Raw genomic sequence first — 25,508 nt, forward strand, 5'->3', positions numbered from 1 at the left:
ATCCCGCTTCTCGGCTACGAAGATCCGGAAAGGACTCCCGCCGGTGGAACACATCGATATAGCGCGCGACAGACTGCGAGAGATCGTGGCGTCTGTCCTTGAGGTGGAAAAGGAAGCCATCGCGCCTGGTGCTCAGTTCTATGAGGAACTCGGCATGAGTTCCCTGGAGAAGGTCGAGGTCGTGGTCGCGGTCGAGCGCGAGTTCGGAGCCCTGTCCGCGCAGGAAGCGGCAGCCTTCACCAGCCTGGACGCCGCGGCGGCCGTACTCGGCGAGCGGGCGAAGACCCTCCGGGATGTCGACCTGATCGACCTCTTGGTGGCGGGCCATGTCTGCGCTGGCCGGGGTGACCGAGCCAGCTACCTCGACCCCCAGGTCGGGGAGATCACCTACGCGGGCCTCTTGGAGGCAGCCCGCGGGCTCCTGGTCGCCGACGACTCCGTGGCGACCGTAGTCGCCGTCCTGGGCTTGTGGTGGCACGGCTGCGTCCCGGTGGTGATCAGTCCGGCGCTCACGGACGACGAAGTCCGTTACGTCGCCGACGACTGCGCCGCCGCGATGGTGCACCTGGACGCGGCCTCCGCGCGGCAACGCGCCCTGGAGAAGCTGTTCGCCACGACCCCCCGGTTCTCCGGCGCTGACGTCCGCGCTGCTCTGGCGACGGCCAAGGCCGGCCTCGCGCACCGCCCGCAGGAGGCCGGGCTCCCCGCCGCGTGGAGCGTGGGCCGTGAGGCGCTCGTGCAGTACACCTCCGGAAGCACCGGCATGCCCAAGGGGGTGCGGCACTCGGCGGGCGCGATCGCGGCCATGGCCGACGGCATCGGCACCGTACTGGCGCTGACTTTCGAGGACACCGTGCTGTCCAGCGCCCGGATGAGCTTCGGCTACGGCTTCGGTGCTTCCGTCCTGTGCCCGTTGGCGGCCGGCTCCCGCGTCGCGCTCATCCGCGGCCCGGTCGATGTCCACTCCCTCACCGCCGCGATGCAACGCCACCGGCCCACCGTGCTGTTCTCCGTCCCACGGCTGTACGCCGCGCTGCTGAACTCCCCCGAGACGACGGCGCTCGCCTCCGACTCCGTGCGGCTGTGCGTGGCGGCGGGCGAGAACCTGCCGGGCCCGCTCAGCGAGCGGATCCGCACCGCCTTCCAGGCCGAGCTGCTCAACGGCCTCGGCGCCACCGAGGTGCTCCACATCGTCGTCGGCACGCCGCCGGGGAACGGGCGTCCGGGCACCTTCGGGATCCCGATGCCCGGGATCACCGCGACCGTCCGCGCCGCGGACGGCGCGCCCGTCGCCGACGGCCAGGAGGGCCGCCTGCACATCGCCGGGCCGACCGTCGCCCTCGGCTACATCGGCCGGCCGGAGGCCGCAGCGCTCACCTTCGCCGACGGCGGTGCCTACACCGGCGACGTGGTGCGCCGAGCGCCGGACGGCACGTTCACCCATCTGTGCCGCGTCGATGACGTGCTCAACCTGGGCGGCTACAAGGTCGTGCCGAGCGAGATCGAGGGCGTCCTGCGCGATGTGGAAGGGGTTCAGGACTGCGTGGTGGTCGGCGGCCGCGACGCCGACGGCCTGGAGCAGGCCGTGGCGTACCTGGTGGCCCGGCCGGGATCCGACTTGGCCGTGGTGCGGCGCGCGGTGCTCGCCGCGATCCGTGGCGGTCTTGCCGCCTACAAGCGGCCCGCCCGTCTGGAGTTCCTCGACGAGCTGCCGACCACGTCGACCGGCAAGCTGGCCGCCTTCGAGCTCCGGAAGGCGGCGGCACAACCGTGACCTGGGACATCACGGGCATGGCCGCCGTCGCCAACATCGGCGCCAGCCCCCAGGAGATCTTCGCCGCGCTGTGCGCGGGCCAGGAGAGCCGCAAGCCTCTGCGAGCGTTCGACCGGGGCAAGTACAGGGCGGCCTACGCCTACGAGATCGATGACCGGCCCGAGGGCTGCGACATCCCGCGGCGCGCCACCCGCTGGCTCACCACCGTGGTCCGCCAGGCGGTCGCTGACGCGGGCCTGGGCGAGGACCTCTCCCAGGTACCCGTGCTGGTCGGGACCACCATGCGCGAGCAGCGCAGCCTCGAACTGTGGTGGCGTGACGACGCGGGAGTCGGCCTCGAAGACCTGCACTTCGGCACCGCCCTGAAGAAGACCTTCGGGGCGTCCACCACGTACACCTTCGCCAACGCCTGCTCCGCCACGCTGTACGCGCTCGGCATGGCCACCGACATGATCGAGATCGGCATGGCCGACACGGTCGTCGTCGCCGGCACCGACGCCGCCACCGAGAGCGGCTTCGGCACGCTCGACCGGGTGCAGAACGGCATCCCCGACGCGCTGCGCCCCTTCGACGCCACGCACAAGGGCATGCTGATGGGTGAGGGCGCGGCGGCCGTCGTCGTCCAGCGCGCCGACACCGGGAGCCGGCCCGTACACGCCCGGGTGCGCGGTGTGTCCATGAACTGCGACGCCCACCACGCCACCGCGCCCGACTCCGACGGCATCACCCGCGCGGTCCAGGACGCCTACCGCAGAGCAGGGGTACAGGCGCAGGACATCGACTTGGTGATGCTGCACGGCAGCGGCACCCCCCTCAACGACGCGACGGAGTCGAGCGTCCTGCGCCGCATCTTCGACAGCGCCGGACCCGGTCCGCGGATGACCGCCATCAAGGCGATGACCGGCCACACCCTGGGCGGCTCGGGACTGCTCAGCCTCCTGATGGCGGTGCTCGCCATGAAGGAAGGGACGGTACCCCCGGTCCTGGGACTCACCGACCCGATCCCCGAGGCCACGGGGCTGGGCCTGGTGCAGGGCTCCCCCGTCCCTGGCGACCTGGCCATCGCACAGATCGACGCGTTCGGCTTCGGAGGGATCAACGCCGTCGCGATCGTGGAGGCAGGTCGATGAGTATGACGAGCACCGCGCACATGAGGAACCCGAACGTCCGGGAGGTCGTCGTCACGGGCATCGGACTGGCGCTCCCCGGTGTCGCGACGTACGGCGACCTCCTCGGGCCGCTGCCGGGTGAGGGCGGCTTCGACCCGGCAACAGGACTCAGCGGACGCGGGATGCGCCACAAGGACCGTGCGTCCCGGCTCGCTCTGCGGGCCGCCGAGTTCGCCGTCCACGACGCGGGCCTGACCGACGCCGACGCCACGTTCATCGGCGCGGCCGATGCGTCCGCCGTCGTGGTCAGCACCAACCTGGGCAACGTGGACAGCGTCTGCGCGGCCGCCGACACGATCGCCGAAGAAGGCGTGCGGGGCCTCAGCCCGCTGGGCCTGCCGCAGACGTCAAGCAACGTCATCGCCGGCTGGGTGGCCATCCGCTACGGGCTGCGCGGCCCCAACCTCACCGTCTGCAACGGCGTCACCAGCGGTCTGGACGCCCTCGCCTGGGCCCGGAATCTCATCGTGTCCGGGCGCGCCGAAGCGGCCGTCGTCGTCGGCGTCGAACCAGCCAACGACGTGGCAACGAAGCTGCTCGGTGAGCAGTCCACCGACGCGGCGGTCGCCGTCGTCCTCGAACCGGCGGACGCAGCCGCTTTCCGTGGCGCACGGCCGCGCGCCACGATCGCCGGGTATGCACGGGCCTGGGACCTCGCCGCGGCGCTGACCTGCGCCGGTGTGGCAAAGGGGGAATCCGTCGGATTGTGGCTCGGGGACGAGGCGGGTACCGGGGCGGGCCAGCTGCTCGCAGCCACTCGCCGGATCGACCTGGAAGCCCAGCTGGGCCCGCTGTCCGGGGCGCTGGGCGTCTTGCAGTGCGCCGCTGCGGCTGCCCACTTCGAGGGCGGCACGACCGGGAATGTGCTCGCCGCGGCCGGAGGCCCTCGCCACGACGCGGTAGCCGTCCTCCTGCTGACCCCTTGACCGACCACTCGTCCATCCACGCAGGAGCCGGAGGAAGACCCATGACCAGTGCGACCGTGAACATCGAGGATCTCCGTGCCCTGATAGCCGGCGTCCTGGAGATCGAACCCGAGGAGGTCACCGACGAGGCGCTCTTCACCGACGAGCTCGACATCGACTCGCTGCTGATGCTCGAGATCTCCACCCGCGTGGAGAACGCGTACGACGTCCCGGAGAACACCGTGGTCGTCAGCGGTGCCAGGACGCTCGCCGAGCTGCACACCTATCTCGTCTCCAAGCTCGTCGGCGAGACGCCGGCCGGGCCGGTCATCCGCCCGAGGCCGCTGAGTGACCCAGCGGCGCGCCTGTTCCTGTTCCACCACGCCGGCGGCTCACACCTGCTCTACCGGGGCTGGGCGAAGCACTTCCCCCAGGACTGGGAACTCTGCCTCCTTGAGGCCCCCGGCCGAGGCCACCTGCAGACACTCCCGCTGATCGACGACTGCGACCGGCTGGTCGACTACTTCCACAACGCCATCGCTGCCCTGCTCGACCGTCCCTTCGGGTTCTTCGGCCACAGCCTGGGCGCCCTCATCGCCTACCAGCTCACCCGCCGACTCCACCACGAGGGGGACCCGCTGCCCACCTGGCTGGGTGTGTCCGCCTATGGCGCGCCGCGAAGCGAGGCCGGCACCGACGACCGCCCGCACCTGATGTCCGACGACGAACTGCGCGGCTGGCTACGGAACGTCGGCGGCAGCCCACCGCGGCTCCTCGACAACGACGCCGTCTGGCCCACGTTCGCCCCGGTGTTCCGCAGCGACTTCAAACTCCTGGACACCTGGGCGCCTCCCCACGACCCCGAGCCGCTGCCCGTTCCGCTCTCGGTGTTCGGGGGCCGCCGCGACAAGCTGATCGGCGAGGACCGCCTGCTCTCCTGGCGAGCGTTCACCACGCACTTCCGCGGACTCGAGCGTTACGAGGGCGACCACTTCTACGTGATGAACCACCGGCAGCCTCTCGCTGCCGCCATCACGGCCGCGATGCGTTCCGCCGCTGCATGAGCTCGCCTTCACGACCACGCCACCCGCTGGATGATCACGTCCAAGAGGGTGCCCGCGACGGGCACGGGGGCGGGCCCTCAGGCGTCGGGGTCGACTTCGGGGTGCGTGAACCGCACGGGCCTGCCCAGCAACCGGGCGTAGGCGATCTCGGCCCGGGTGCTGTCTCCGATGTAGTCGCCGACCACGAGCACCTCATCGGCGAGCAGGATCTTCGACCGGTGCAGTTCGTCGAGTCGAACCTTCAGCGCCTCAGCCTCGACAGGATCGGACCAAAGCTCGTGCGGCGACTTCAGATCACAACCCGGCTTGACGACAATCCTCCCAGCCTTGGTCTCCCGCACATCGGCCTCGGCCATCTCGGCCATGAAGCGAGTGGAGCCGCAGATCGCGACGATACGCGGGAAGCCCAGCTGCCTCTTCGCCTCGGCGAGCATCTCCTCGCCGGTGATCACTTGCGGGGACGACACGGGTTCCTCCTGGTGGTGCGGCCCGAGGGGTGGCTGCGGAGACGAGAACGAAGGCACCCAAGATCATCCCTTGGTGAACGACGTGGACACCCGCGCGCCCGCACTCTATGCGACGAGCACCCCTACCTGGTGCCGCGCCGCCCGCCGGCCAGCCCTACGCCCCGCCCATGCCATGCCGAACCGGTCACCCTCACCACGAGAAGCCGATCTCGGTTACCGCGTTCAACGCCTCGATCAGCCGATTCACGCGACAGGGCGCCGCGGTATCGGCTCGGCCGGCCGGTCCCCCGTTGGCAGCTGGTGGTAGTGCCGGGTCGGGCTCAGGCACTGCCACAACCCGAACGAGGGTGGCGCAATCAGATGACCGCCTTGACGGAGCGGTGTCCGCCGGCGGCCTTGCGGCCCCGCTGCACCTGGCGCGGCCCGCCGCAGTTCATGCCCGCGTCCTGATCGAACCGACCGCCAGTCGCCCACTCAGCATCTGAGCACTTCGCTGCGCTTCGACGAGGAGACCATGTCCACCCCATCTCACCAGCCCGCCTCCCAGCCTGTCGCCGCGCCTTCCACACCCGGCCGTACCGCGGAGGGGGAGCAGATCATGGCGGTCGCCGACACGCTCGTGCTCGCGTACGGGCTGCACCCGGCAGACATCACGCGCATCCCGGAGGGCACCGCGACAGACAACTACGCAGTCGTGGACCAGACGGGACGGCGGCACTTCGCCAAGGTCTACCGCACGCGAGAGCACTTGGACCTGGAGCTGGCGTCGGTCGAACTGTCCGAGTACTGCGCCGACGGAGGTGTCGCGACCGCGCGGGCAACCCGCACGCGCGAGCACGAACTCATCGCGACCCACGGCCGCCTGCCAATGTCCCTGTGGTCGTACGTGCCGCACACCGCGACGGCCGAAGGCGACCTGAGGGGTGCACGGTGGGCAGCGGTCGGCACAGCGATGGGCCGCCTCCACAGCCGGCTCGCCGCTCACCCCGCCGCCGCACCCACCCGGGAACCTGGTGCCGCGGTGTGCGACGTGGCCGCCTCACGGGATCGCTTCGAGCGCCTGATCCATGCGTACGAGCACAGGCCCAGGCTCGGGGAGTTCGAGACGTGGGCGCTGCAGGCGGCGCGCGAGCGACAAGCCATCCTGGGGGACGTCGAGCGCACCCTCGCTTCGCTTCCCCAGCTGACTGTCCAGATCCTGCACGGCGACACGGCCGGCCCCAACGTTCTGTTCAAGAACGACGAGGTCGCCGCGATCGTGGACTTCCGACCGCCCGCACCCGGGTACCTCGCCTGGGAGATCGCTCGTCTGGGCTGCGACCCCAAGAGCGTGCTGGACAACAGTGCGGAGAGCTGGCTCACCGGATACACCGATCTCACCCTGGCCTACCGGGACGCCAACCCGAAGGCGTCCGCGGACGACCTCGTGTCCTCGCTTCGTGTCGGCTGTGCAGCCATGCTCTGCTCGGCCTTTCCGCTGTCGGTACCAGTGGAACGACCGCACATCGTCGACGCCGCAATGGAGGCCTACGGGCGGGTGCGGCACGAGGCAGCTCTGATGCTGCTGGACCGGCTACCTGTCATGGAGGAGGCCCTGCGTGACGCTCTTCGCTGAGTTCATGCCCCTCATGGCCGGCGCAACTCACGCAAGACCCGTGGGTCATCCGCCTGCTCGCGCCTTCACCGCGGAGGCCGGCAGCGGACGCGTCACCGCCGTCGAAACCGACGCCGCCCTCGGGGCGCCCACCCACCTGGTATCGCGCGGCGACCAACGGCGGGGCGCCTGCAGATCTCCTGCCGCCGCATTGTGCGAGCCTCGGCGTTTCGGCCACCCCCGCCATCCGCCCGGGCCCCTGTCCCGCACGGATCGATGCACCCCACACGAACGGACTTTCGCCCGATTCCGGGGTTCGAACGCCGTCCGAATCACATGTGCTCGCTCCGCCGCCCCGCCTCGTTGAGCCACCCGACGCACCCCCTACCCGACCCACGGAGACCGTGATGCACCCCCTTCCTCTTCCTCCTGTTCCTGCCCAGGCCATTCAGGTTCGGCCCGGAAGCGCCCGGGCCACCGTCCCGCTCCCGGCCCACGTCTCGCGTCGCACAGCACACCCGGATACGAGGTGGGGGGCATGACGAACAGCGACGATCCGCTGGCGGCCTCCGCGGAGCACACCTCGGAATCCGAGAAACTACTGTTCGGCGGGGAGCTCACCTACGACTACGGGTGGGGCGCCCACGACGGTGCCTGGCTGAAGTTGGGACTGCGCACCATGGCGGCCTCGCTGCCGAAGCAGGTGGCGGTGGCCGTCCGACTGGCCCGCGAGGCCGACCCGCGGGCGTTCACCACGATCGCCGTGAGCGAGATTGCCCGCGGGATCACGCAGGCTGTCTCCCTGATCGCGGTCAGCGCCCTGCTCGTTGAGCTGCTGGCCGGCGGTGACATCACCGGCCGGCTTCGCGCGGCGCTGCCGTCACTGGTGCTGGTGGCGGTGCTCGCGGCGGTCGGTTCGGCGTGCCGGTCGGCTTCGTCCGCTGCCACGGGGATCTTGGAGCCGAAGGCCCAGCGGGTGGCGACCGAGCGGTATCTCGCTCTGGTGGCGCGGGTGGAGCTGGAGGCGATCGAGGACGACGCCTTCCACAAGCTGATGGACTCCGCCCAGTGGGGCGCGGACTCGGCGCGGCGGATGGTCGGCTACTGCACCGCCGTGGTCACCTCCGCCATCTCCCTGGTCGCCGCCGCCGGCGTGCTCACCGTCCTGCACCCGGTCCTTCTGCCGCTCCTGGCCTTCATGGCGCTGCCCAGCGCGTGGGGTTCGCTGACCATGGCCCGCCACCGGTACATCAGCTGGCACCGCTTCGTCCAGCATGTCCGGGCCGCCAAGCTGATCGGCCAACTGCTGGTCAACCAGCAGGCCGCGGCCGAGATCCGGGTCCACGATGCCGCGCCGTTCCTGCTCAGGCACTTCCGGCAGATGGCCGAGACCAGCGAGCGGGAGCAGACCCGGCTCGCGTGGACCGGCGCCCGTACCAGTGTGCTCGCGGACTCCGCCCGCGGCATCGCGACCATCACCACCTACGGCGTCCTCGGACTGCTGTTGTGGCACGGGCAGATGAGCCTGGCCGTCGCCGGCACGGCGGTGCTCGCGATCCGGACCGGAGCGTCGAGCATCACCGACCTCGTCCTGCGCGTCACCGACGTCCAGGAAGAGGCTCTGTTCGTCGCCGACCTGGAGACGCTGTGCACGGAAGCGGTACGACGGGCCATCCCCGCCGGCGGGCTCGACGTACCCGAGAACCCCGACCAGATCCGGTTCGAGAAGGTGACCTTCACCTACCCGGGTGCCGACCGGCCGTCCCTGCATGAGGTGGACCTGGTCATCCCCCGGGGCCGGACCGTCGCCCTGGTCGGCAGGAACGGCTCGGGCAAGTCGACGCTGGTCCGGCTGCTGAGCGGAGCCCGGCTTCCCGACTCCGGCCGGGTGCTGTGGGGCGGGGTGAGTACGGCTGAGGCCGATCGCGGGCAGGTCTTCGACCGCGTCGCCATGGTCGCCCAGGACTTCTTCCGCTGGCCGTTCACCGCTCGGGTGAACATCGGCATCGGCCGCAGCAGCGCCGTCATGGACGACGCGACGATCCACGCCGCGGCGGCGTACGCGGGGGCCGACGAGGTGATCAAGGGTCTCCCTCGGGGGCTGGACAGCCTGCTCGCCCGCGGTTACAAGGGCGGCCAGGAGATCTCCGGCGGACAGTGGCAGAAGATCGGCCTGGCCCGGGCCCGGCACCGCAACGGCGCCGTCCTCATCGTCGACGAGCCGACCAGCGCGCTCGACCCGGCGGCCGAGCAGCGGGTGTTCGACCAGATCCACCAGCTGGCCGACACCGGCCAGACCACGATCCTGATCACCCATCGCCTGCACAGCGTCCGGCACGCCGACCTCATCTACGTCCTGGACGAGGGCCGGGTCGTCGAGCACGGGACCTTCACCGAGCTCATGGACCCAGCCGGCGGGGCTGGTGCGTTCCGGGAGATGTACGAACTGCAGGCCCGTCAGTTCCTCAACCCTCCGGTGCCGACGCAGCCCGCTCCCGTGGACACGCTCCCCGTCGAGCCGGCCAACGCCATCGGTGAGGAGCAGGCCCTGTCATGACACCGTCCGACTCCGAGACACGGATCTCGCTGGCGACGCTCATGCTCGCCTGCGACTTCGGCATCATCCCCGCCTCGCTCGAAGAGGGCCCGCCGGGGACCGCGACGCACAACTACATCGCCACCGGTGCCGACAGAACGAAGTGGTTCGTCAAGACCTACCCGGCCGACACTCCGCTGGGAATGGTTGACGGCGCCGCCCGGCTCAGCGAGTACGCACGCCTGTGCCGGGTGCCGGTCGCCGCCGCCCGCCCCACGACGGACCAGAACCGTCTTGTCGCGGCGCACCAGGGCCTGGTCATGACGGTCACCCAGTACGTCCCGGACACGGTGACCGCGGCAGAGCGGCTGACCGGACGCCGCTGGGAATCGGCCGGTCAGGCCGTCGGGCGACTGCACCGGGGTCTGGCCCGGCACGAACTCGGGCCGCCCCGCACCGGCCCGAGAGACAAGGCCATCGACCTCACCCGGACCGTCGCCAGACTCGAGGACCTCATCGCCCGATACGAGGCCAAGTCGCCAGACACCGCGTTCGAGCGGTGGGCGCGCGACACGGCCCGCGAGAAGCTGGCGCGGGTTCCCGAGGTCGAGCAACTCCTGGGCCAAGTCCCCCGCGCGATGGTGTCGCAACTGGTCCACGGGGACCTGTCCGGCCTGAACGTCCTCTTGCGCGGGGACGGTGTGGCGGCGCTCGTCGACTTCCACCCGCCGGTCCGCCGCGGGGGCCGTCTGGGAGCTGGGTCGCCTCGCACTCGACCCGCGCACCGTCCTGGCCCAGCCGGACTGGCCCGAAGGGCTGGGCCGACTGGCCTGTGCCTACCACTGCCTTCACCCCGTCGTACCGGTGGAGGAGTTGGTGAGCGTGGTGCGGGTGACCGCCGCCGCCCTGGCGCTGTCGCTGTATCCGCTCAACGCGGTCCACGACGACCTGGGTCCGGTCACCGCCTCACTGGAGCAGTACGCCCGCGACCGCCACCAGGCCGCCGCCGTACTGCGCGCCCGGCTCGAAGAGGCCGAGGAGACCTTGCGTGACCACCTCCGCTGAGCCGCATCCCGCCCCCTATGCAACGCCGGCCGCCGCCCGGGCCCGCGCTCTCAACCGTCCGCCTCACCAGCCCGCGAGGTCCTGACATGCCGCCCGCCCTCCCCCACATCCGCACCCTGCTCACGGCCTACCTGAACCGGTACCCCGGTGAACGCGAAGCCCTGACCGAGCTGCTGACCGCCCTGGACACCGACCGCGACCCGACCAGCCGCTCCACCCTGCCCGGCCACGTCACGTGCAGCGCGGTGGTGATCGACCGGCACCGGCGTGTCCTCCACATCCGCCACAAGGCAACCGGAGGACTGCTACTGACGCCCGGCGGACACGTCGAAGCCGCCGACAGCACGCTGCTGGCCGCGGCCCTGCGTGAGATCGAGGAGGAGACCGGGATCCCCGCCTCCGCCCTCGTCCTGACCGCCGAGTTCAGGGGCGAGCCCATCGACATCAACGTCCACGACATCGCCCCCGACCTCACGAAGGGCGAACCGGCGCACCAGCACTACGACTTCCGCTTCGTCTTCCACCTCGCCGACAACGCACCCGAGCTCGCACTGCAGACCGAGGAGGTCACGGACGCGGCCTGGCTTCCGTTCGACGAGATCCCCTCTCCCACGCTGCGCGACAAGCTCACCCTCTCCGCTCTGGACGGCGTCATCGTGCCGGTGAACGCCTCCGCGATCATCCATGACGGAGCCGGCCGGTACCTGCTGCATCTGCGGGACGCCAACAAGCCCGACATCTGGGAACCGGGGTGCTGGTCACTGCTCGGTGGCGGCCGGGAACCGCAGGACCACACCCTGCTCGACACGGTCGTCCGCGAGCTCCGAGAAGAGGCCGACCTCACGGTCACCGGCCTGGAGCCGTACGCGGTCGAGCACGTCACCGGCACCAACGGAACAGGCGTGCCGATCCAGCTGTTCACCGGCCTGTGGAACGGCGACCCCGCCTGTCTGCCACTCACCGAGGGCGTGATGCTCGCCTGGGTGCGGCCCGAGAAGTTCCCGCACATGACGATGCTGCCCTCGACCCGGGAACTGCTGGAGCGGCACGCCGCCGAACACCCCCTGCCCGCCGACGGTCCGACGGCGCCCGCAGGGACCGCGCAGGTGAAGGCACCGTCCGGGACCGTGCTGAACGTGGTCGGCGTCCACCTCTACCTGGAGCGGGACGGCCATGTCCTGCTGGGCCTACGGCATCCCGACTCGGCGTACGCGGGCGGTTCCTGGCACGTGCTCGCGGGCCACTGCGAGGCGGAGGCCGCGAGTGCCTGCCTCGTGCGCGAGGCGGACGAAGAGGCGGGACTGGTGATCGAACCGGCCGATGTCGAGCTCGTCCACACCGTGCACATGCGGGAACGGCCCACGGACCCGCCCCGCGTCCAGCTCTTCTTCCGTGCCCGCCTCTGGGAGGGTGAGCCGAAGCTGCGGGAGCCGGACAAGTGCGTGTCCTGGCGGTGGTGGGACGTGAAGGACCTGCCCGAGCCGATCGTCGACTACACCCGAGCGGCCATCGAGGGCGTCCAGGCCGGCCGGATCTACACGGAACTGGGGTGGGGGCGGTGACCGCGTTCGACTCGGTGGGTGCCGCGTACGCCGCCCACTCCGACAGCGCGCGGGGCCGCCTGCGTCACGACCTGGTGGAACGCCGGCTTCTCGCCGAGCTCCCGGCCACGCCCGCCCGGATTCTGGACGTCGGCTGCGGGAACGGCGAGATGACGCTGCGCCTCGCCGCGGCCGGGCACCAGGTGACCGGTGCCGATCCGGCCGCCACCATGCTGGCGGCCGCGGCCGACCGTCTCGCAGCCCGGCCCGAGCTCGCCGACCGCGTCCGGCTCGTCGACGCCGGCTTCGAGTCCCCCTCCTTGGACGGGGAGCCGTTCGACGCGGTGTGCTGCCACGGCGTGCTGATGTACCTGGACGATCCCGGTGAGGCTCTCGCCCGTCTGGCACGGCTCGTCGCGCCGGGCGGCCTGCTGAGCATCCTCGCCAAGAACCGCCGGGCCATCGGCGTACGCGAGGCCATGGTCGGCGACTACGAGACCGCGCGCCGGCTCATCGTGTCCGGAGCGGACCGGAGCGTCGGCAATCTCGGCCGGGAGACCCGCGGTGACGACCCCGACGCCCTCGACCGGCTCGCCGCCGAGCACGGGCTGATTCCGCAGCCGTGGCAGGGCGTGCGGATCTTCCACGACCACTTCGACGACGCCTGGGCTCCGGATCCGGCCGCCTACGCGGCGGCACTGGAGCTGGAGTGGGCCGCGTCCTCGCGCAGCCCCTACCGGGACATGGGTCACCTCGTGCACACCCTGGCTCGCCGACCGGAGCGGGGCCGATCGTGACGCCCACCAGCACAGTCCGCGACGCGGCTGCGGAAGGTGTGGCCGCCCTTCCTCTGCGCGCCAACCGGTCCTTTCGGGCGTACTGGGTGGGCGAGGCGGTGACCCTTGCGGGGTCATCGGTCCACGGCGTGGCGCTGCCGGTGATCGCGGTGCTGGAGCTGGAGGCCTCCCCCGGCCAGGTGTCGCTGCTGGCCGCCGCGGCGACGGTGCCCGCGTTCGTTCTCGCGCTGCCCGCCGGGGTGGCCGGCGACCGGTACCCGAAGAAGAAGATCATGATCGGCACGGATCTCGCCGCGGCCGCGGTGGTGTCCGTGGTGCCGGTCTGCTGGGCCGCGGGAGTCCTGTCCGTGCCCGTGCTCTACGCGGTCGCCCTGCTGCTGGGGGTACTGACCGTGCTGCACCAGGCCGCGTCGATCGCCATCGTGCCCGAGATCGTCGACCGCGCCCACATGCATCCGGCGAACGCGCGGATCGCCGGCGCGTTCTCCCTGGCGGACACGGCCGGTACCTACGGCGGCACCCTCGTCGTGGGCCTGCTCGGTGCGGTCCGCGCCCTGTGGCTGGACTCCCTCTCGTACCTGTTCAGCGCCTGGTGCGCCTCCCGGATCCGGCCCAGCGCGGCGCTACGGGTGGTTGACCGGCCCGCGCGGATGGGCGCCGCGATCCGCGAGGGGGTCCGCTACGTGATGCGCGATCCGATACAGCGTCCCCTGGTGCTCTCGCTCGCCGGACTCGCGTTCGCCGACGGGATCGTGACGAACCTACTTCGCGTACACGCTGCTGACCCGGCTCGACTCCGGCAGCACCGGTCTCGGCCTGGTCATGGGCGTCACCGCCGCCGGTGGCCTCGCGGGAGCAATGGTCGCCACCCGTCTCGTGGACCGGTTCGGGCCGGCGCGCGTGATGCTGAGCGGGTTCCTCGCCTACGCCGTGTGCGGCGCGCCCCTTCTCCTCGCCCAGCCGGAACCGGTGTGGCTGGGCGTGATCGCGACCGCCGGCGCGCTGAGGACGGCGGCCGCGGTCACGGCGGGCACGACCCAACGGTCCCTGCGCCAGCAGCTATGCCCTCCCGAGCTGCACTCCCGCGCGCAGCAGACCTCCGTCTGGCTGGTCACCGGACTGCGTCCGGCCGCCGCCCTCACGGCCGGCGCCATCGCCGCCGCCTCCTCCGTGCACGCCGCGCTGATCGCCGGAACCTTGCTCTACCTCGCGCCGGCAGCACTCCTGTGGGCCTCGCCTGTCCGCCGCCTGACCACCATGCCCACTGCCGCGCCCACTCCCGTAAAGGACTCCGCTCATGCCTCTTGACCTCCGCGAAGCGACGAGCCGTCGGCGCGCCAGCATGGTCGACCGGCTCACAGCCGGCGGTGTCCTGACCGACCCGCTGCTGCGTGACGCGCTGCTTCGCCTGCCGCGCGAGGTCCTGCTCCCGCACGCGTACGTCCGGGTCAGCGGCCCGGGCGCGGACCCGATCGACTGGCGCCTCCTCGACGGCTCCCACCCCGACGACCAGGAGGAGTGGCTCGACCTGATCCACAGCGACGAGTCGATCCTGCTCCAGCGCGACGGCGAGCCCCTCGACGCACTCCCCCGCGGCCCGGTGACCGGCGGCCACATGACGTCCATGTCCACCTACACCCCCACCACCGTCGAAGCCCTCCAAGCCCTGGAACTCAGCCCCGGACTGCGGTATCTGGAGCTCGGGCCGGGCCCCGGGGTCTCTCTCGCGCTCGCCGCCGCCGTCACCGGCCCCGGCCTCGCCGTCGGCGTCGAACGGGACAGCCACGTGGCCGCCTTCGCCCAGCACAATCTCGACCGGCTCGGTCTGGGCGCGACGGTCGTGGAGGGCGATGCTCTCGACGGGCACCGGGCAGAAAAAGCGTTCGACCGGATCCACTCCGGCATCGGCGTGCCCTGCGTCCCGTCGGCGTGGGTGGAGCAACTCGCGCCCGGCGGGCGGCTGCTGACGACGCTCACCACCCGCACCCCGAGCTGGCCCGGACAGCTCCTGGCCACCCGTACCCAGGCCGGTGAGATCGAGGCAGTTCTGCGAGGGCGGCCGCGCGGATACCGGCCCATGCTCGGCTACCGGTGGCTCAACGCGGTGCCGATGCGGCCCCGGATCAAGGCCGACCCTGGCGTACCGCGGCCGTCCCGGCTTGCGCCGCCGCCGGACGACGCGTACGGCTTCTGGCTCGCGGCCGCGTACCTGGCGCCTGGGCTCGTCCGCGACTTCCAGGCCGAGACGATGACAATCACCGCCCCCGACGAGGACTCCTGGGCGGTCGCCGGTCCCGGCGAGGCGACCGTCCGCGTCCACGGGCCCCGGGACGTGTGGGCCGAGCTGGAGGACGTGCACGCCCGCTGGGTCCTGGCCGGACGGCCCGACAGATACCGGGTGACCGTTCCGGAAGACGGCGGGCCACAGCACGTCACCTCCGGCACCGGGCTGCGCGCCCTGACGTGGGCGCTTCCTCCGCTCGCGCCGGTGCCCCACCAACCCGCCGCCCCCTGCCCGACCGAGCACCACACGGAGAAAGCCCTGTGAGCCTCTTCCACGCCACGGCGGACGCCTACGGCCGGCACCGCCCCGGCCTCCCCGACAAAGTCGTCCACCTGCTCGCCGGCACCCTGCGCGGCGTCCGTCGCCCGGCTCTGCTCGATCTGGGCACCGGGACCGGCCAGGTGCCAGCCGCCCTGCTACCGGTCTTGCCGCAGCTCGCCCGCCTGGACCTGGTCGATGCCGACCGGGACATGCTCCACCAGGCCGATCTCGCCCTCCGCCCTCTTCTCGCGGGCCGGGTCGCCGCCTTCCATCCCGTCCGGGCCGAGGAGTTCACCGCGCCCGAGGAGGGGTACCGGGCTGATCTGGTCACCTGCGCGCGTGCCTTCCACTGAGCCTCCGCCAACCTGAAACCGCAGGTCAAGGGGCTGGTGTGACCGGTCCGTGGGGTGCTCGTGCTGGTCGTGAGCGGGAGTCCACGGAGCAGATCATCCGTCAGCACGGCTGATGCTGAGCCTGGCCCTTCGACTTCTGGTTAGCCTGCTGCGATGACAAAGAGCGAGCTGATCGTTGACCTCCGTGGTCAGGCAATCGTGACACTCAACGACTTCTGGGACGCGGTGAGCGAGCCCTGCGGTCTGCCAGCGTGGTTCGGCCGGAACCTGGACGCATGGTCGGACACGATAGAGACCCGGGGCATCTCGGAGGTGATCGACAGCCACGACATCCTGATCGTGCACGTCGACAAGCAGGGTCTCTTCGACGGGCGCCGGCACGCGGCCAACATCTTGGCCAGCACCTTCGACGGGGAGCAGAACCGGCTTGTCGTCCACGGGCTGGCCTGACGGGGGCGGCACACAGGGAGCTGAATCGTCCCGTTCTTGCGCGCTGTGGTCCGGCAGCCCTCTACGATCCGATCCATGCTGGATCCCGAGCTGCTGGAACGGACCACCGCGCGTCGTGCGGAACTGGATGAACTCGAAGAGCAGCTGGCCAAACAGCTTGCGGAGGTGCGGGCCGAGCGGGACGAACTCGCCGTCGCCGAACGTGTCCTTGAACGGATGACCGGTCAGCTCGCCGAGGAAGGTCTCTCACTCAGGCCGGTGCCCGGGCAGGTGGGCGGCCGGGCGGTGATGCTGATCCCGCACCGCGAGCCGGGCTCGGACGAAAGCATGCTCCCGCCGGACTACCGGCGCATCATCGCCGCCGTGCGGCAGGCTGCCGGACCGGTCATGGCCCGTGAGGTCGGCGAGGTGGTGGGGGTGGACGTCAGCGTGAAGGCCAGGCTGGAACCGTTGCGCAGCAAGCTGGTCAGACTCGTCGATCGCGGCTGGCTGCGGAAACTGCCTGACGGCCGATTCACCACCCGCCTGTGACCAGGAGCACCGGCACTCGGAGCGGCTCGGTACGGGCGTAACCGGGTTGCCCCCGGCGGCCGTTGGAATTGTGTGACGAATATCAAAGAGCGCGCCGAGGACACCTGCTCGCTTGTCTACCTGTGCCGTCTGTCGCTGTCCACGCGCACTGTCAACCACCTCGCCGATCTACTGCGGCGCCGTCTGAAGGCGATTCGGTCAAGGTGGCGGATCCTGCCGCCGGGGAAGATCGCGGTGATCGTCCTGGCCGTGCTGCGTCATGACCAGCGTCTGGCCGACATGGCCGGCGGAAACGACGTGTCCGAGTCCACCGTCCGCCGCTGGCGCGACGAGCTGATCGGACTGCTCGCCGCCCAGGCCCCGCGCCTGGACCGCGCCCTGAAGAAGGTCACCAAGCAGGGCGCGGAGGTGGTTTTGATTGATGGCACCCTCATCCGCACCCAGCGTCGCACCGGCAAGGCCGACCGGCGGAACTACTCCGGCAAGCACCGCAGTCACGGCCTGCACTTCCTCGCCCTGACCGACGAGAACGGGCGCCTGATCTGGATATCCGCCGCCAGACCCGGCCGCACCCACGACAACACCGCCGCCCGCCACGACCACATCCTGCACCACCTGCGCGCCGTCGGCCTCGGAGCGCTGGCCGACCTCGGCTTCCACGGCCTGGACAACGACATCCTCGACCCCGTGATCGTCACCGGCTACATCGCCACTCGTACCCACAAGCTCACTCGAGGCGAGAAGGAGGCCAACCGCGTCCTCGCCGTCGGACGTGCACCGGTCGAGCACGGCTTCGCCCACCTCAAGAACTGGCGAATCCTCACCAAGCTCCGCACCGACCCCGCCCGCGCCACCCGTCTCCTGCGCGCCCTGCTCGTCCTGACGAACCTCGAAATCAACCGCTGACAGATGATCTTCTCCACAGACTCCCGCTTACGACCAGCACGAGTACCCCAGGGACCGGTCACACCAGCCCCTTGACCTGTGGTTTCAGGTTGGCAGAGGCTCATTGATGGAAGGGATCTCCTGTCGCCCTCGGTACGGGGGGGCAGACCGCGCCACCAGCACTCCGGCAACCCTTGTCCGCCCAGCCGCCCATGTATCAGCCCAGCCACCAAGCTCTGCAGTCAGGTTGTATGAGGTTCAATGGTCGCTAGAGGTTCAGCTTGAGGACTTGCGGTCCGTGAACCAGAGGGCTGCTCCCGCTATGGCAACGGCGAGGCCCAGAAGCAGGAAGGGGAGGCCGGGGCCGGGGAGAACGTACATCGCTGCTCCGACCAAGCTGAGGGCGACGCCGATCAGCGTCACCACAACGCCGGCGCGGGACGGGGACATGCTGGCTCCTTCTTCTTGCTCATCGAGCCCCCGACTCGATTGCAAGCTCGGGGGCTGGGCTGACAACGTGGTGAAGCCCCTGATAGATGGGTTTTCGACCAAGAGAACCGTCTCCACCAGAGGCTTCACATGCTTGTCTACCCGTCGGGCGTCGACGTGTCCAGCTCCGCCCTCCGCTTCCTCACGCAGCAGCTGCGCCGCCACCGCCGCGCGATCGGCTCCCGATGGCGGCGCCTGACCGCGGGCCGCCAGGCTCTGCTCACCCTCGCCCATCTGCGGGTGGGACATACCTATGCCCAGCTCGCGGCCGGATTCGGCATCGGCACCACGACGGCCTACCGCTACGTCACCGAGGCCGTCGAGCTCCTGGCCATTCTCGCCCCGAGCCTGGCCGACGCGGCGCGGGCCGCGTCGGTGAAGGCACACCTCCTCCTGGACGGCACGCTCCTGCCCATCGACCGCATCGCCGCGGACCGGCCGTACTACTCCGGCAAGCACAAGAAGCACGGTATGAACGTGCAGGTCCTCGCCGGCCCCTTCGGTCGGCTGCTATGGGCCTCACCGGCGCTGCCCGGCGCCATCCACGACGTCCGCGCGGCCCGTGAACACGGCATCGTCGACGCCCTGGCCAAGACCGGAATCCCGTGCTGGGCCGACAAGGGATACCGAGGCGCCGGCGACACCGTCCCCATCCCGTGCTGGGGACGGTGGAAGACCCTCTCCACAAACCAGCAGGCAATGAACCGGTCCCACGCGAAGATCCGGGCCCTCGTCGAGAAGGCCGTCGCCACCCTCAAATCCTGGCGACTCCTTCGCAAGCTCCGCTGCTCGACCACCCGGATCACCGGTCTCGTCCAGGCCGTCCTCGCCCTGCATCTGGCCAGCTCAGGATGAGGATGGAAAAGGCTCAGTGTGTAGGGCGCGTTCGGCATCGAAGGCGGATCGGTCCGGAACGAAGAGCGGGCACCAGGGCGCGCCGTCGCAGTCGGGGGTGAGCCGGTGCAGGTGGTAGTGGGCGGATCAGTCGGCAACGGGGCCGTGCTCGCCGTCGTCGAGGGTGAGGACGACATCGACAAAGCCGGCGCGGCCGGCCAGGACCTCCTCCACCGCCCGATCGGCGGCCTCGAACACCATCTGGTGTAGGCCGCGTTCGCCGGTCGAGCCGACGTACACCCCCGGTCGCTTCTGCATGGCTTCCAGCCCCTCCAGTACCGGGATGTGGGCGGAGTCGTACCCGGTGGCTTCCTCACGCACGAAGTGCCCCCCTTTCTGAGGGTACCCGGTGAAGGTCCCCAGCCTAGGCCGATCTTCGGAAAACACCAGGTCAGAACCATTTCGCTGGAACCATGGAAGGGTGGATGGGTACTCGTCCGAAGACGGCCGGCCCAAGGGGCGGTCCACCGCGCCCGCCGTACGGCCAAGGCCCGCCCAGATCCCGCACGGCCCCGCTCCCGGCAGCTCCACGGCCTCCAGTTCCCACTCTCGGCAGGGCCGCCATGTCCACTGCCGCACGCGGCCCTGCCCGACTGGTGGAGCAGGCGCTCCTGCCCCTGCCGACTCTTGAGCGGCCGCTGACTGCTTCCTCAGCCCCCCGCTCGATGGCGGCGTGATCTCAGCCTTGTGGACTGGCCTGGTAGAGGCCGCGGCCGGCGCGGTGGGCCCGGGAGGTGGCGACGAGGCGGTCGAGCGTGCTGCGCACGGCGTTGATGCTGCCGGGTGTGTCGTCGCGCTTCAGCGCCTGGTTGACGTCGCGGGCGCGGACAGGGGTGCTGCCCGAGTCCTTCAGCGCGCTCAACACCTGCTCGGTGAGTCCTCCGCCCGCCTCACCGGATGCGGCGGCGGTGGTCTTCTTCGCCGGTGGGGTCTTCGCGCGCTTGGCGGGAGCGGTCTTGGCGGAACGGCGCGTCTGCTTCTGCTCGGAGGTCTTCTTCGCGGGCGGCTTTCCCTCCGTGCGCGTGGTGGCCTTGCGCGGGGTGGGCCGGGCGGGGGTGTCGGTCTGCGGTGCGGCGGGGGTGTCGGTCTGCGGCGCGGGAGGGGTGTCCGCCTCGTCCGCGGGGTGCTTTTCCTCGTACGTGGTGGCCTTGGGACCGGTGGCGAGTTCCGCTTCCGTGCTCGCCGAGGGGGCGGGCTTGGTGTCGGACTCGCTGAGGGCGGAGGCCGGCTGCCGCACCGGACCGGTGGCGGACAGCGTCTGCAAGGCGGTGAGCGCGCCGCGGACGGACTCCAACCGGTCGGTGACGGCGACGAGTTCCTTCTCAAGGTCCTGCTGGCGCTCTTCCAAGCGGGGAAGTTCGGCCTGGAGAAGGGCGATGGTCGCCTCGATACTGCCCGGCATGCCGTTCGTAGAGCTCACAATGTCGCCTTCCATTTCCATGCTATGTGTTGCGGTGGTAGCCGTGTGGTTGCAGCGCAGCATAAGCCCTCTTACGTCACAACGTCCGTGCCCCGGACCGTGCTCTGAGCTGTCCTACGGGTTCTTCGGCTCTCGCCTGGCCGTAGCTAGGCCAGGCGAGAGCGATGACGCATGTCCCCATGATCGGCACAGGGGGCCACGCGCCTTCCCGGATGGAAGGCCGACACCGGAGGTGTCCCATCCATTGACGGGGGTTGTCACTGCGATTGCAAGGAAAACGAGGAACTTCCGCTCGAAGGGCCCCACGGCGCGCCTACTTGCGCGAACACCTGTTTGTGTCCCGTCTGGCAGCCCACGGAGCGCATTGTTCCGTGATTCCTTGATCACGTGGCGTGATGTCTATGGTTCGGTCCATGCTGAGGGTCCTCCCCAACGGCGGTGCGGCACCCGCCTGTTGCGGAGTGCTCCCGGCTGTCCTCCCGGATGGGGTCGTCGGGCATCGAATCGGGCTGACATCTCGGAGGGTTTATGAAGCCGATGCAGATAGTGCTCATCGCCGTGATGGCGGTGGTCTTTGCCTGGAGTGTGTGGATGGCGGCGATCGGTCAAGCGGCCGCGATCGCCGGTCTCGCCCCCGTACTGGGCATCACCGTGCAGCAGATCCTCAGCACCGCTCGCTCGCACACCCCGCCCGTGTCGGGAAATGGCGTGGCGCCGGTGCCCGACGAGGAGGACAACGTCCGGTGACCACGCCCTTCGAACCGCCGGACCCGGCCGGCAGGCCGGGGCCGGCACGGCCCGGGCGCAAGCTCGGACCCATCGCCGACCACGTGCGCAGCACCCACCGCGCCTGGCTGGAACCGACACGCGAGGCGTACCTCAAGAGCGGTCTGACCCTGAACGAGCTCGGTACCATGGTGTGCCTGGCCAAGTCGAAGCTCTCGGAGCTGCTGCGCGGCACGGGCCTGTACCCGCGGTGGGAGATCGTCTCCAGCCTGTCTGCTGCGCTGGGGATGGCGCAGTGGCCGCTGTACCGGTTGTGGCGGCAGGCCGCGCTCGAGGCGCACAAGACCCGCGAATGGATCGAACGGTCCGGTGAGAAGGCCGCCGTGACCGCGGACCCCTCCCCGCCGCTTGAGCACCGCGCGTTCCGCGAGACGGTCCGCGGCGACTACCTGCTCTACGCACAGGCGTTCCTGCCCGACGAGCAGCGCGATGCGGCGGTGGCCGACACCTTCGACATCCTGTGGCTGTCCTGGAACGACGCGCTCGCCAGCCCCGACATCCGCAGCTTCGCCTGGAAGACGCTGCGTGCCACCGTCATGTCACGCACCCCGCACGTGGATGGCCGGCCCGAGCTCGGAATCGCGGCGTTCGACACCGTCGTCCTGCAGTCCCTGACCGACCCCACCGACCGGATGGACCAGGTGGCCGAGAGCCTGCAACTGTTCAAGGCGATCAGCCGGCTGCCCGACCACCAACTCGACGTCATGGTGCTGCGCTACCTGTGCGGACACACCGCCGAGGCGGCCTCCGCCCTCCTGGGCGTCCCATTGGCCACCGTGCGGTCCGCCGAGCGTCATGCCATCCGCGTTTTGGAGAGCGTCTTTTGCCCGCCGCCCGAGACCGAAGGACCCACCCAATGACATCCATCCACGACATCCTCGCCCGAGCCCTGCTGGTCCGCGACCGCACCGTCCCCCACGACATCGTCCCGCCCACCACCCCCACACCGGCCATGCGAACAGCCGCCGACGCGACGGACGCACCACCCAACGCCGCGGCCGAAGACCTGCGCGCCCTGTGCGAGACCCTGGTCACCCACACCCCCGCCACCGTCGTCGCCGACTTCGTCACCGACCAGCTACCCGAACCCCGCAGCGCGCTGATCTTGGCCTGCGTCCTGCAGCTGACCGACACCGACGACGGCGCCCGGTTTTGGTGGCAGTACGCCGCCGGTGCCGGCCAGCCCGCCGCCGCCTACTGCCTCTACCTCCACCACCTCGCCCTGGGCGAGGACACCGTGGCGGACTGGTGGCATCGCCAGACCGACAACGTCCAGCCCTCACCAGAAGGAGACCCCGCAGAACAACAGCCCCCACGGCCCGCCACCACCGCATGGCATCCGGCCGGCCGCAGGATCACCGACAGTCCCACCTCTACCGTCCTGCGTGTCCTGCGCCACCTCGCGAAGACGTCCACCCGGCCCCGTTCGGCCGTGGTCGACGAGCTCATGGCCTACATGCCCACCGCCGTCGCCACCGGTTACTTCCGCGAACCCGACCTGGAGATCCCCCTGCCCGGCCCCGACTTCGCCAACCGAATCCAGAGCCTGCTGACCGCGGCCGCCTCCCGGCCAGCCGTCCCTCGCCGGCTACCCGCACGCCACCACACCCGTGAACGCACCCAGCACAACGCCGCCCCAGCCCCCTCCCGTCCCTCCACCGAAACAGCCCGGCCATCCGTCGAAGAGACCGCGAAACGATGACCACCAACACCACACCGCCCGCGGAACTCAGGCACATGATCGAACCCGCACGGACGCCGCCTGCTGCCGGGTTCAGCGGGGCATGTGGTGCTCCAGCTCACGGGCCTTCTCCCGCAGCCCCCACGCCCAAGTCCCGCCTTCCACCGGCAGGAGCACCCGGGGGAGGGCTAGGACCTGCACATCTTCGAGCGGACCCTCTGGGACAGTGCCGAGCCGTTCCCAGTCCACCTCGATCCCGGCACGCTTCGCAAGGACGAGGACTGTGGCGGTGAAGCCCTCGCAAAGGGCCAGCACAACGGCGTGACTCGTTCTTCGGTGCCGCTCCAGCAGCGCGTTGACGAAGGACTCGAAGGCGACGGGGTCGATCTGGCATTCGTCGTTCTCCACCGGCCCGATACCCGAGGGCAGCCCCAGCTCCGCCTCGAAGAGCGCCACTTGGCGCCGGAAGATCCGAGAAGCCCCGTTGGACGGGTTCCACAGGGTCTCCTCGCCCATGTCGAAGTACTGACTCACCCGACGCCTCCTTGATCACGGCAGGCCAGCGTACCCAGGCGGTTCCTCCCCGTCTTCGGAATACGCCCTGACCAACTGGCGGTGGCCGCCATCTTCACCGACACCTACGGCCTTGCCAACCCGTGCCCACCCCCGAGTCCCCCGACGGCACTCGCGGCACCCAGGTAGCGGAACAGCGCTGCCTATCGGGGGAGTTCAAAGACTTCCGGCGCAGCCCCGGCTCCAGGCCGTTTGCGGGCACAGGAGAAATCCCCCTGCGCTGGCAGCCTGCCCGGCAACCACGCCCGCCTGCTCCCGCGCACCCGCCGGCCGTTAGGCTGAACATGTTCAATTCACCTGGGGGTGGCATGGGGTCGAAAGCACACCGTCTTCTAGGTCTGGGGGCCGTGCTGGCGTGGGTGTGTGTCGGCTGCACCGCGGGAGGGGACGCGACGCCGATCGACCAAGCGACGGTGGCGGGCCGCTGGACGAACGAAGCCGGCGCACAGCTCAGCCTCGAAGCCGACCGGCGTGCGACCGGTACCAAGCTGCACAGCGCCCTGCTGGGAGGGACCTCCTGCCCCGACTCGGTGGGTGGGGAATGGAACTTTTTCAGCGCCCCCACGGACACGGGTTTCAGCGCTGTCGATCCTGCGCTGGCAAGCGGTGACACCATCTCTATCCGCATCACCAACGTAGAAGACAGTTGCCTGCTGTCGGCGCAGGTCCGATGGGACGAGCAGGGGTTCAACCTGTGCCTCGTCGAGGACCCCGACTCGGCATGCTCTGCCAAGGAGCTTCTTCGCCCGGCCCGCGAGCCGCAGTAGAGCCAGTAGCACCGCATCACATGATCAGCGACAGGCCCCTTTCAGGTGTACGCGATTGAGTACTTTCACAGGTACGCCGACACCGCCTCCAATCGTGCGCTGATCCAGCGGCAAGGCCAAGACCGACAGCGTCCCGTACTACACCCTCGGGCTGGAGGAGGCATGGCCGCTGCTGGTGCACTGTTGCACCCATGACCGCGGGCACGAGGCCTGCCGGTTCTGGGGAGCCGCGGCCCTGCTTGCACTGCGGTTGGTGGCCGACGGTTGGTTGGAGCCGATACTCACCGCGCGCGGCTACGACGCGTGGAAGACCACCGACTCCGGACCCTGGCAGGAGCAGCTCGACGCGCTGCTCGCGGCCATGCCGCCAGAAGCGCACGTCCACGCGGTCTCGCCCTCCTCCGCGGGTTGCGGGCCGTCCATGAGCAGCCCCGGTCATCTGCTGTCCGAGTTCTGCGATGCGATAGCCGACTTCCTGTTCCGCTCCCCCGGCGGTCGGGCGGCGTTCGCCGGCCGCGCTCCCCAGCACGTGCCACACCTGCGCTTGGCCAGCCCCCGCATGGCCGGCCAGCCCGCGCTCGGCGTGCGGCTGTCGCTACGCCTGGAGCTGGATGCCGACACCACCGCGACCGGGGTCCGCGCGGTCGTCCAGGTCCACGATACGGCCGGCGAGCACCGGGTCGCGGACGCCGAGTCCCTGTGGCGTGCCGTGCCCTCGCCCGGGACACCGGATGTCACCCGGCAGATGGAATCCCTGCTCGCCCTGCGCCGCGCTGCCCGTGCCCTGCCGCCCCTGCCCGCACCACCGACCCAGTCGGCCAGGCCTCTGCTTGAATCCAGCGATCCCGCCCACCAGCTCCTGGCCGCGCGGCCGCCGACCGCGCGGCCGGCCTGCTGAGCCAGGCCCTGCGGCGCCGCCGAAACCCGCTCGTCGACCCCATCAGGCGGATGACATCCGAGCAGGACGCGGCCAGGCTGGCGGCCTACCGCAGCTCTCTCGAAGGGGCCTACCCACCGCCTGACCCCCCTCTGCCCGTGGTTGCCACGACTCCCCTCATACAGGGCAGAGAGCACCCGCTGCGGGCTCTAGACTTCGGGCATGACCAGGCGGGCGGCTCGGGGCCACGAGCGCCACGGACCCGCCCGAGCGACAGCCCGCCATCCCCATCGGCCTGCCCTTGCCCTGGAACTCGGGCGTCGTCGAAGGACATGTCAACCGGGT

The 25,508-nt window shown here is 70.4% G+C and carries 26 protein-coding genes and 2 pseudogenes; 23 read left to right on the plus strand and 5 right to left on the minus strand.

Going from position 1 to position 25,508, the window contains the following annotated elements:
• The first annotated feature begins 43 nt into the window (after positions 1-43).
• The 4 genes from AC07D6_RS30935 to AC07D6_RS30950 are packed head-to-tail and all read left to right on the plus strand — an operon-like array spanning position 44 to position 4,912.
• Positions 44-1,774: an AMP-binding protein gene (locus tag AC07D6_RS30935; protein ID WP_479049907.1), complete on the plus strand. Its 1,731-nt coding sequence runs from the start codon at positions 44-46 to the stop codon at positions 1,772-1,774.
• Entirely contained in the window at positions 1,771-2,904 is a 1,134-nt protein-coding gene (locus AC07D6_RS30940; protein WP_479049909.1) for a beta-ketoacyl synthase N-terminal-like domain-containing protein, read from the plus strand. Before AC07D6_RS30935 ends, AC07D6_RS30940 begins: the two co-directional genes overlap by 4 nt.
• Positions 2,901-3,869 carry a beta-ketoacyl synthase N-terminal-like domain-containing protein gene (locus tag AC07D6_RS30945; protein ID WP_479049911.1) on the plus strand — a complete coding sequence of 323 codons (969 nt, stop codon included), beginning with the start codon at positions 2,901-2,903 and terminating at the stop codon, positions 3,867-3,869. The genes AC07D6_RS30940 and AC07D6_RS30945 overlap by 4 nt, the downstream gene beginning before the upstream one ends.
• A 41-nt stretch (positions 3,870-3,910) precedes the next feature.
• Positions 3,911-4,912 carry a thioesterase domain-containing protein gene (locus tag AC07D6_RS30950; RefSeq protein ID WP_479049913.1) on the plus strand — a complete coding sequence of 334 codons (1,002 nt, stop codon included), beginning with the start codon at positions 3,911-3,913 and terminating at the stop codon, positions 4,910-4,912.
• Between the two features lie 77 nt (positions 4,913-4,989).
• Here the strand turns inward: AC07D6_RS30950 and AC07D6_RS30955 are convergent, their stop codons facing one another.
• Positions 4,990-5,379 carry a hypothetical protein gene (locus AC07D6_RS30955; protein WP_479049915.1) on the minus strand — a complete coding sequence of 130 codons (390 nt, stop codon included), beginning with the start codon at positions 5,377-5,379 and terminating at the stop codon, positions 4,990-4,992.
• Positions 5,380-5,977: 598 nt separating this feature from the next.
• On the opposite strand from AC07D6_RS30955, the gene AC07D6_RS30960 reads away from it, so the two are divergent.
• From AC07D6_RS30960 to AC07D6_RS31020, 13 genes and pseudogenes are all read left to right on the plus strand, one after another.
• The gene (locus AC07D6_RS30960; RefSeq protein ID WP_479049917.1) at positions 5,978-6,994 is read left to right on the plus strand and encodes a phosphotransferase enzyme family protein; all 1,017 of its coding nucleotides are present in this window, start codon (positions 5,978-5,980) and stop codon (positions 6,992-6,994) included.
• A 517-nt stretch (positions 6,995-7,511) separates the two neighbouring features.
• Positions 7,512-9,530 carry an ABC transporter ATP-binding protein gene (locus AC07D6_RS30965; RefSeq protein WP_479049919.1) on the plus strand — a complete coding sequence of 673 codons (2,019 nt, stop codon included), beginning with the start codon at positions 7,512-7,514 and terminating at the stop codon, positions 9,528-9,530.
• 41 nt (positions 9,531-9,571) lie between these two features.
• Positions 9,572-10,171, plus strand: a pseudogene (locus tag AC07D6_RS30970) (phosphotransferase); the annotation flags it as partial.
• 37 nt (positions 10,172-10,208) lie between these two features.
• A complete protein-coding gene (locus AC07D6_RS30975; RefSeq protein WP_479049995.1) occupies positions 10,209-10,574 on the plus strand; it encodes a hypothetical protein in 366 nt (121 codons plus the stop codon).
• 86 nt (positions 10,575-10,660) lie between these two features.
• On the plus strand, positions 10,661-12,136 hold the full coding sequence (locus AC07D6_RS30980; RefSeq protein ID WP_479049921.1) for an NUDIX domain-containing protein: 1,476 nt from the start codon (positions 10,661-10,663) through the stop codon (positions 12,134-12,136).
• The gene (locus tag AC07D6_RS30985) at positions 12,133-12,912 is read left to right on the plus strand and encodes a class I SAM-dependent methyltransferase (RefSeq protein WP_479049923.1); all 780 of its coding nucleotides are present in this window, start codon (positions 12,133-12,135) and stop codon (positions 12,910-12,912) included. Before AC07D6_RS30980 ends, AC07D6_RS30985 begins: the two co-directional genes overlap by 4 nt.
• 98 nt (positions 12,913-13,010) lie before the next feature.
• Positions 13,011-13,607 (plus strand): annotated as a pseudogene (locus tag AC07D6_RS30990) (MFS transporter); the annotation flags it as partial.
• 127 nt (positions 13,608-13,734) lie between these two features.
• Entirely contained in the window at positions 13,735-14,220 is a 486-nt protein-coding gene (locus tag AC07D6_RS30995; protein WP_479049925.1) for an MFS transporter, read from the plus strand.
• A complete protein-coding gene (locus AC07D6_RS31000) occupies positions 14,210-15,460 on the plus strand; it encodes a protein-L-isoaspartate O-methyltransferase family protein (protein WP_479049927.1) in 1,251 nt (416 codons plus the stop codon). The genes AC07D6_RS30995 and AC07D6_RS31000 overlap by 11 nt, the downstream gene beginning before the upstream one ends.
• The gene (locus tag AC07D6_RS31005) at positions 15,457-15,810 is read left to right on the plus strand and encodes a class I SAM-dependent methyltransferase (RefSeq protein WP_479049929.1); all 354 of its coding nucleotides are present in this window, start codon (positions 15,457-15,459) and stop codon (positions 15,808-15,810) included. Before AC07D6_RS31000 ends, AC07D6_RS31005 begins: the two co-directional genes overlap by 4 nt.
• A 153-nt stretch (positions 15,811-15,963) precedes the next feature.
• Complete coding sequence (locus tag AC07D6_RS31010; RefSeq protein ID WP_479049931.1) at positions 15,964-16,260, plus strand: barstar family protein; 297 nt, start codon at positions 15,964-15,966, stop codon at positions 16,258-16,260.
• Positions 16,261-16,335: 75 nt separating this feature from the next.
• Entirely contained in the window at positions 16,336-16,791 is a 456-nt protein-coding gene (locus AC07D6_RS31015; protein WP_479049933.1) for a hypothetical protein, read from the plus strand.
• A 72-nt stretch (positions 16,792-16,863) separates the two neighbouring features.
• A complete protein-coding gene (locus tag AC07D6_RS31020) occupies positions 16,864-17,697 on the plus strand; it encodes a transposase family protein (RefSeq protein WP_479049935.1) in 834 nt (277 codons plus the stop codon).
• Between the two features lie 255 nt (positions 17,698-17,952).
• On the opposite strand, the gene AC07D6_RS31025 is transcribed toward AC07D6_RS31020, so the two are convergent.
• The gene (locus AC07D6_RS31025) at positions 17,953-18,126 is read right to left on the minus strand and encodes a hypothetical protein (RefSeq protein WP_479049937.1); all 174 of its coding nucleotides are present in this window, start codon (positions 18,124-18,126) and stop codon (positions 17,953-17,955) included.
• Between the two features lie 129 nt (positions 18,127-18,255).
• Between AC07D6_RS31025 and AC07D6_RS31030 the strand changes: the two genes are divergently transcribed.
• A complete protein-coding gene (locus tag AC07D6_RS31030) occupies positions 18,256-19,020 on the plus strand; it encodes a transposase family protein (RefSeq protein ID WP_479049939.1) in 765 nt (254 codons plus the stop codon).
• A gap of 126 nt (positions 19,021-19,146) precedes the next feature.
• On the opposite strand, the gene AC07D6_RS31035 is transcribed toward AC07D6_RS31030, so the two are convergent.
• Both AC07D6_RS31035 and AC07D6_RS31040 read right to left on the minus strand, forming a co-directional pair.
• The gene (locus tag AC07D6_RS31035) at positions 19,147-19,380 is read right to left on the minus strand and encodes a hypothetical protein (RefSeq protein WP_479049941.1); all 234 of its coding nucleotides are present in this window, start codon (positions 19,378-19,380) and stop codon (positions 19,147-19,149) included.
• Positions 19,381-19,738: 358 nt separating this feature from the next.
• Positions 19,739-20,461, minus strand: coding sequence for a hypothetical protein (locus tag AC07D6_RS31040; RefSeq protein WP_479049943.1), 723 nt, complete (start codon positions 20,459-20,461; stop codon positions 19,739-19,741).
• 546 nt (positions 20,462-21,007) lie between these two features.
• On the opposite strand from AC07D6_RS31040, the gene AC07D6_RS31045 reads away from it, so the two are divergent.
• The 3 genes from AC07D6_RS31045 to AC07D6_RS31055 are packed head-to-tail and all read left to right on the plus strand — an operon-like array spanning position 21,008 to position 22,967.
• Positions 21,008-21,226, plus strand: coding sequence for a hypothetical protein (locus tag AC07D6_RS31045; protein ID WP_479049945.1), 219 nt, complete (start codon positions 21,008-21,010; stop codon positions 21,224-21,226).
• A complete protein-coding gene (locus tag AC07D6_RS31050) occupies positions 21,223-22,125 on the plus strand; it encodes a sigma-70 family RNA polymerase sigma factor (protein WP_479049947.1) in 903 nt (300 codons plus the stop codon). The genes AC07D6_RS31045 and AC07D6_RS31050 overlap by 4 nt, the downstream gene beginning before the upstream one ends.
• The gene (locus AC07D6_RS31055) at positions 22,122-22,967 is read left to right on the plus strand and encodes a hypothetical protein (RefSeq protein WP_479049949.1); all 846 of its coding nucleotides are present in this window, start codon (positions 22,122-22,124) and stop codon (positions 22,965-22,967) included. Before AC07D6_RS31050 ends, AC07D6_RS31055 begins: the two co-directional genes overlap by 4 nt.
• Positions 22,968-23,039: 72 nt before the next feature.
• Here the strand turns inward: AC07D6_RS31055 and AC07D6_RS31060 are convergent, their stop codons facing one another.
• The gene (locus tag AC07D6_RS31060) at positions 23,040-23,480 is read right to left on the minus strand and encodes a DUF6086 family protein (RefSeq protein WP_479049951.1); all 441 of its coding nucleotides are present in this window, start codon (positions 23,478-23,480) and stop codon (positions 23,040-23,042) included.
• A gap of 386 nt (positions 23,481-23,866) precedes the next feature.
• Between AC07D6_RS31060 and AC07D6_RS31065 the strand changes: the two genes are divergently transcribed.
• Together AC07D6_RS31065 and AC07D6_RS31070 are read left to right on the plus strand one after the other, a co-directional pair.
• Positions 23,867-24,286: a hypothetical protein gene (locus tag AC07D6_RS31065; protein WP_479049953.1), complete on the plus strand. Its 420-nt coding sequence runs from the start codon at positions 23,867-23,869 to the stop codon at positions 24,284-24,286.
• 253 nt (positions 24,287-24,539) lie between these two features.
• Positions 24,540-25,184: a hypothetical protein gene (locus tag AC07D6_RS31070; protein ID WP_479049955.1), complete on the plus strand. Its 645-nt coding sequence runs from the start codon at positions 24,540-24,542 to the stop codon at positions 25,182-25,184.
• Positions 25,185-25,508: the final 324 nt, after the last annotated feature.

The sequence above is a fragment of the Streptomyces sp. NPDC045287 genome, from assembly GCF_056432325.1.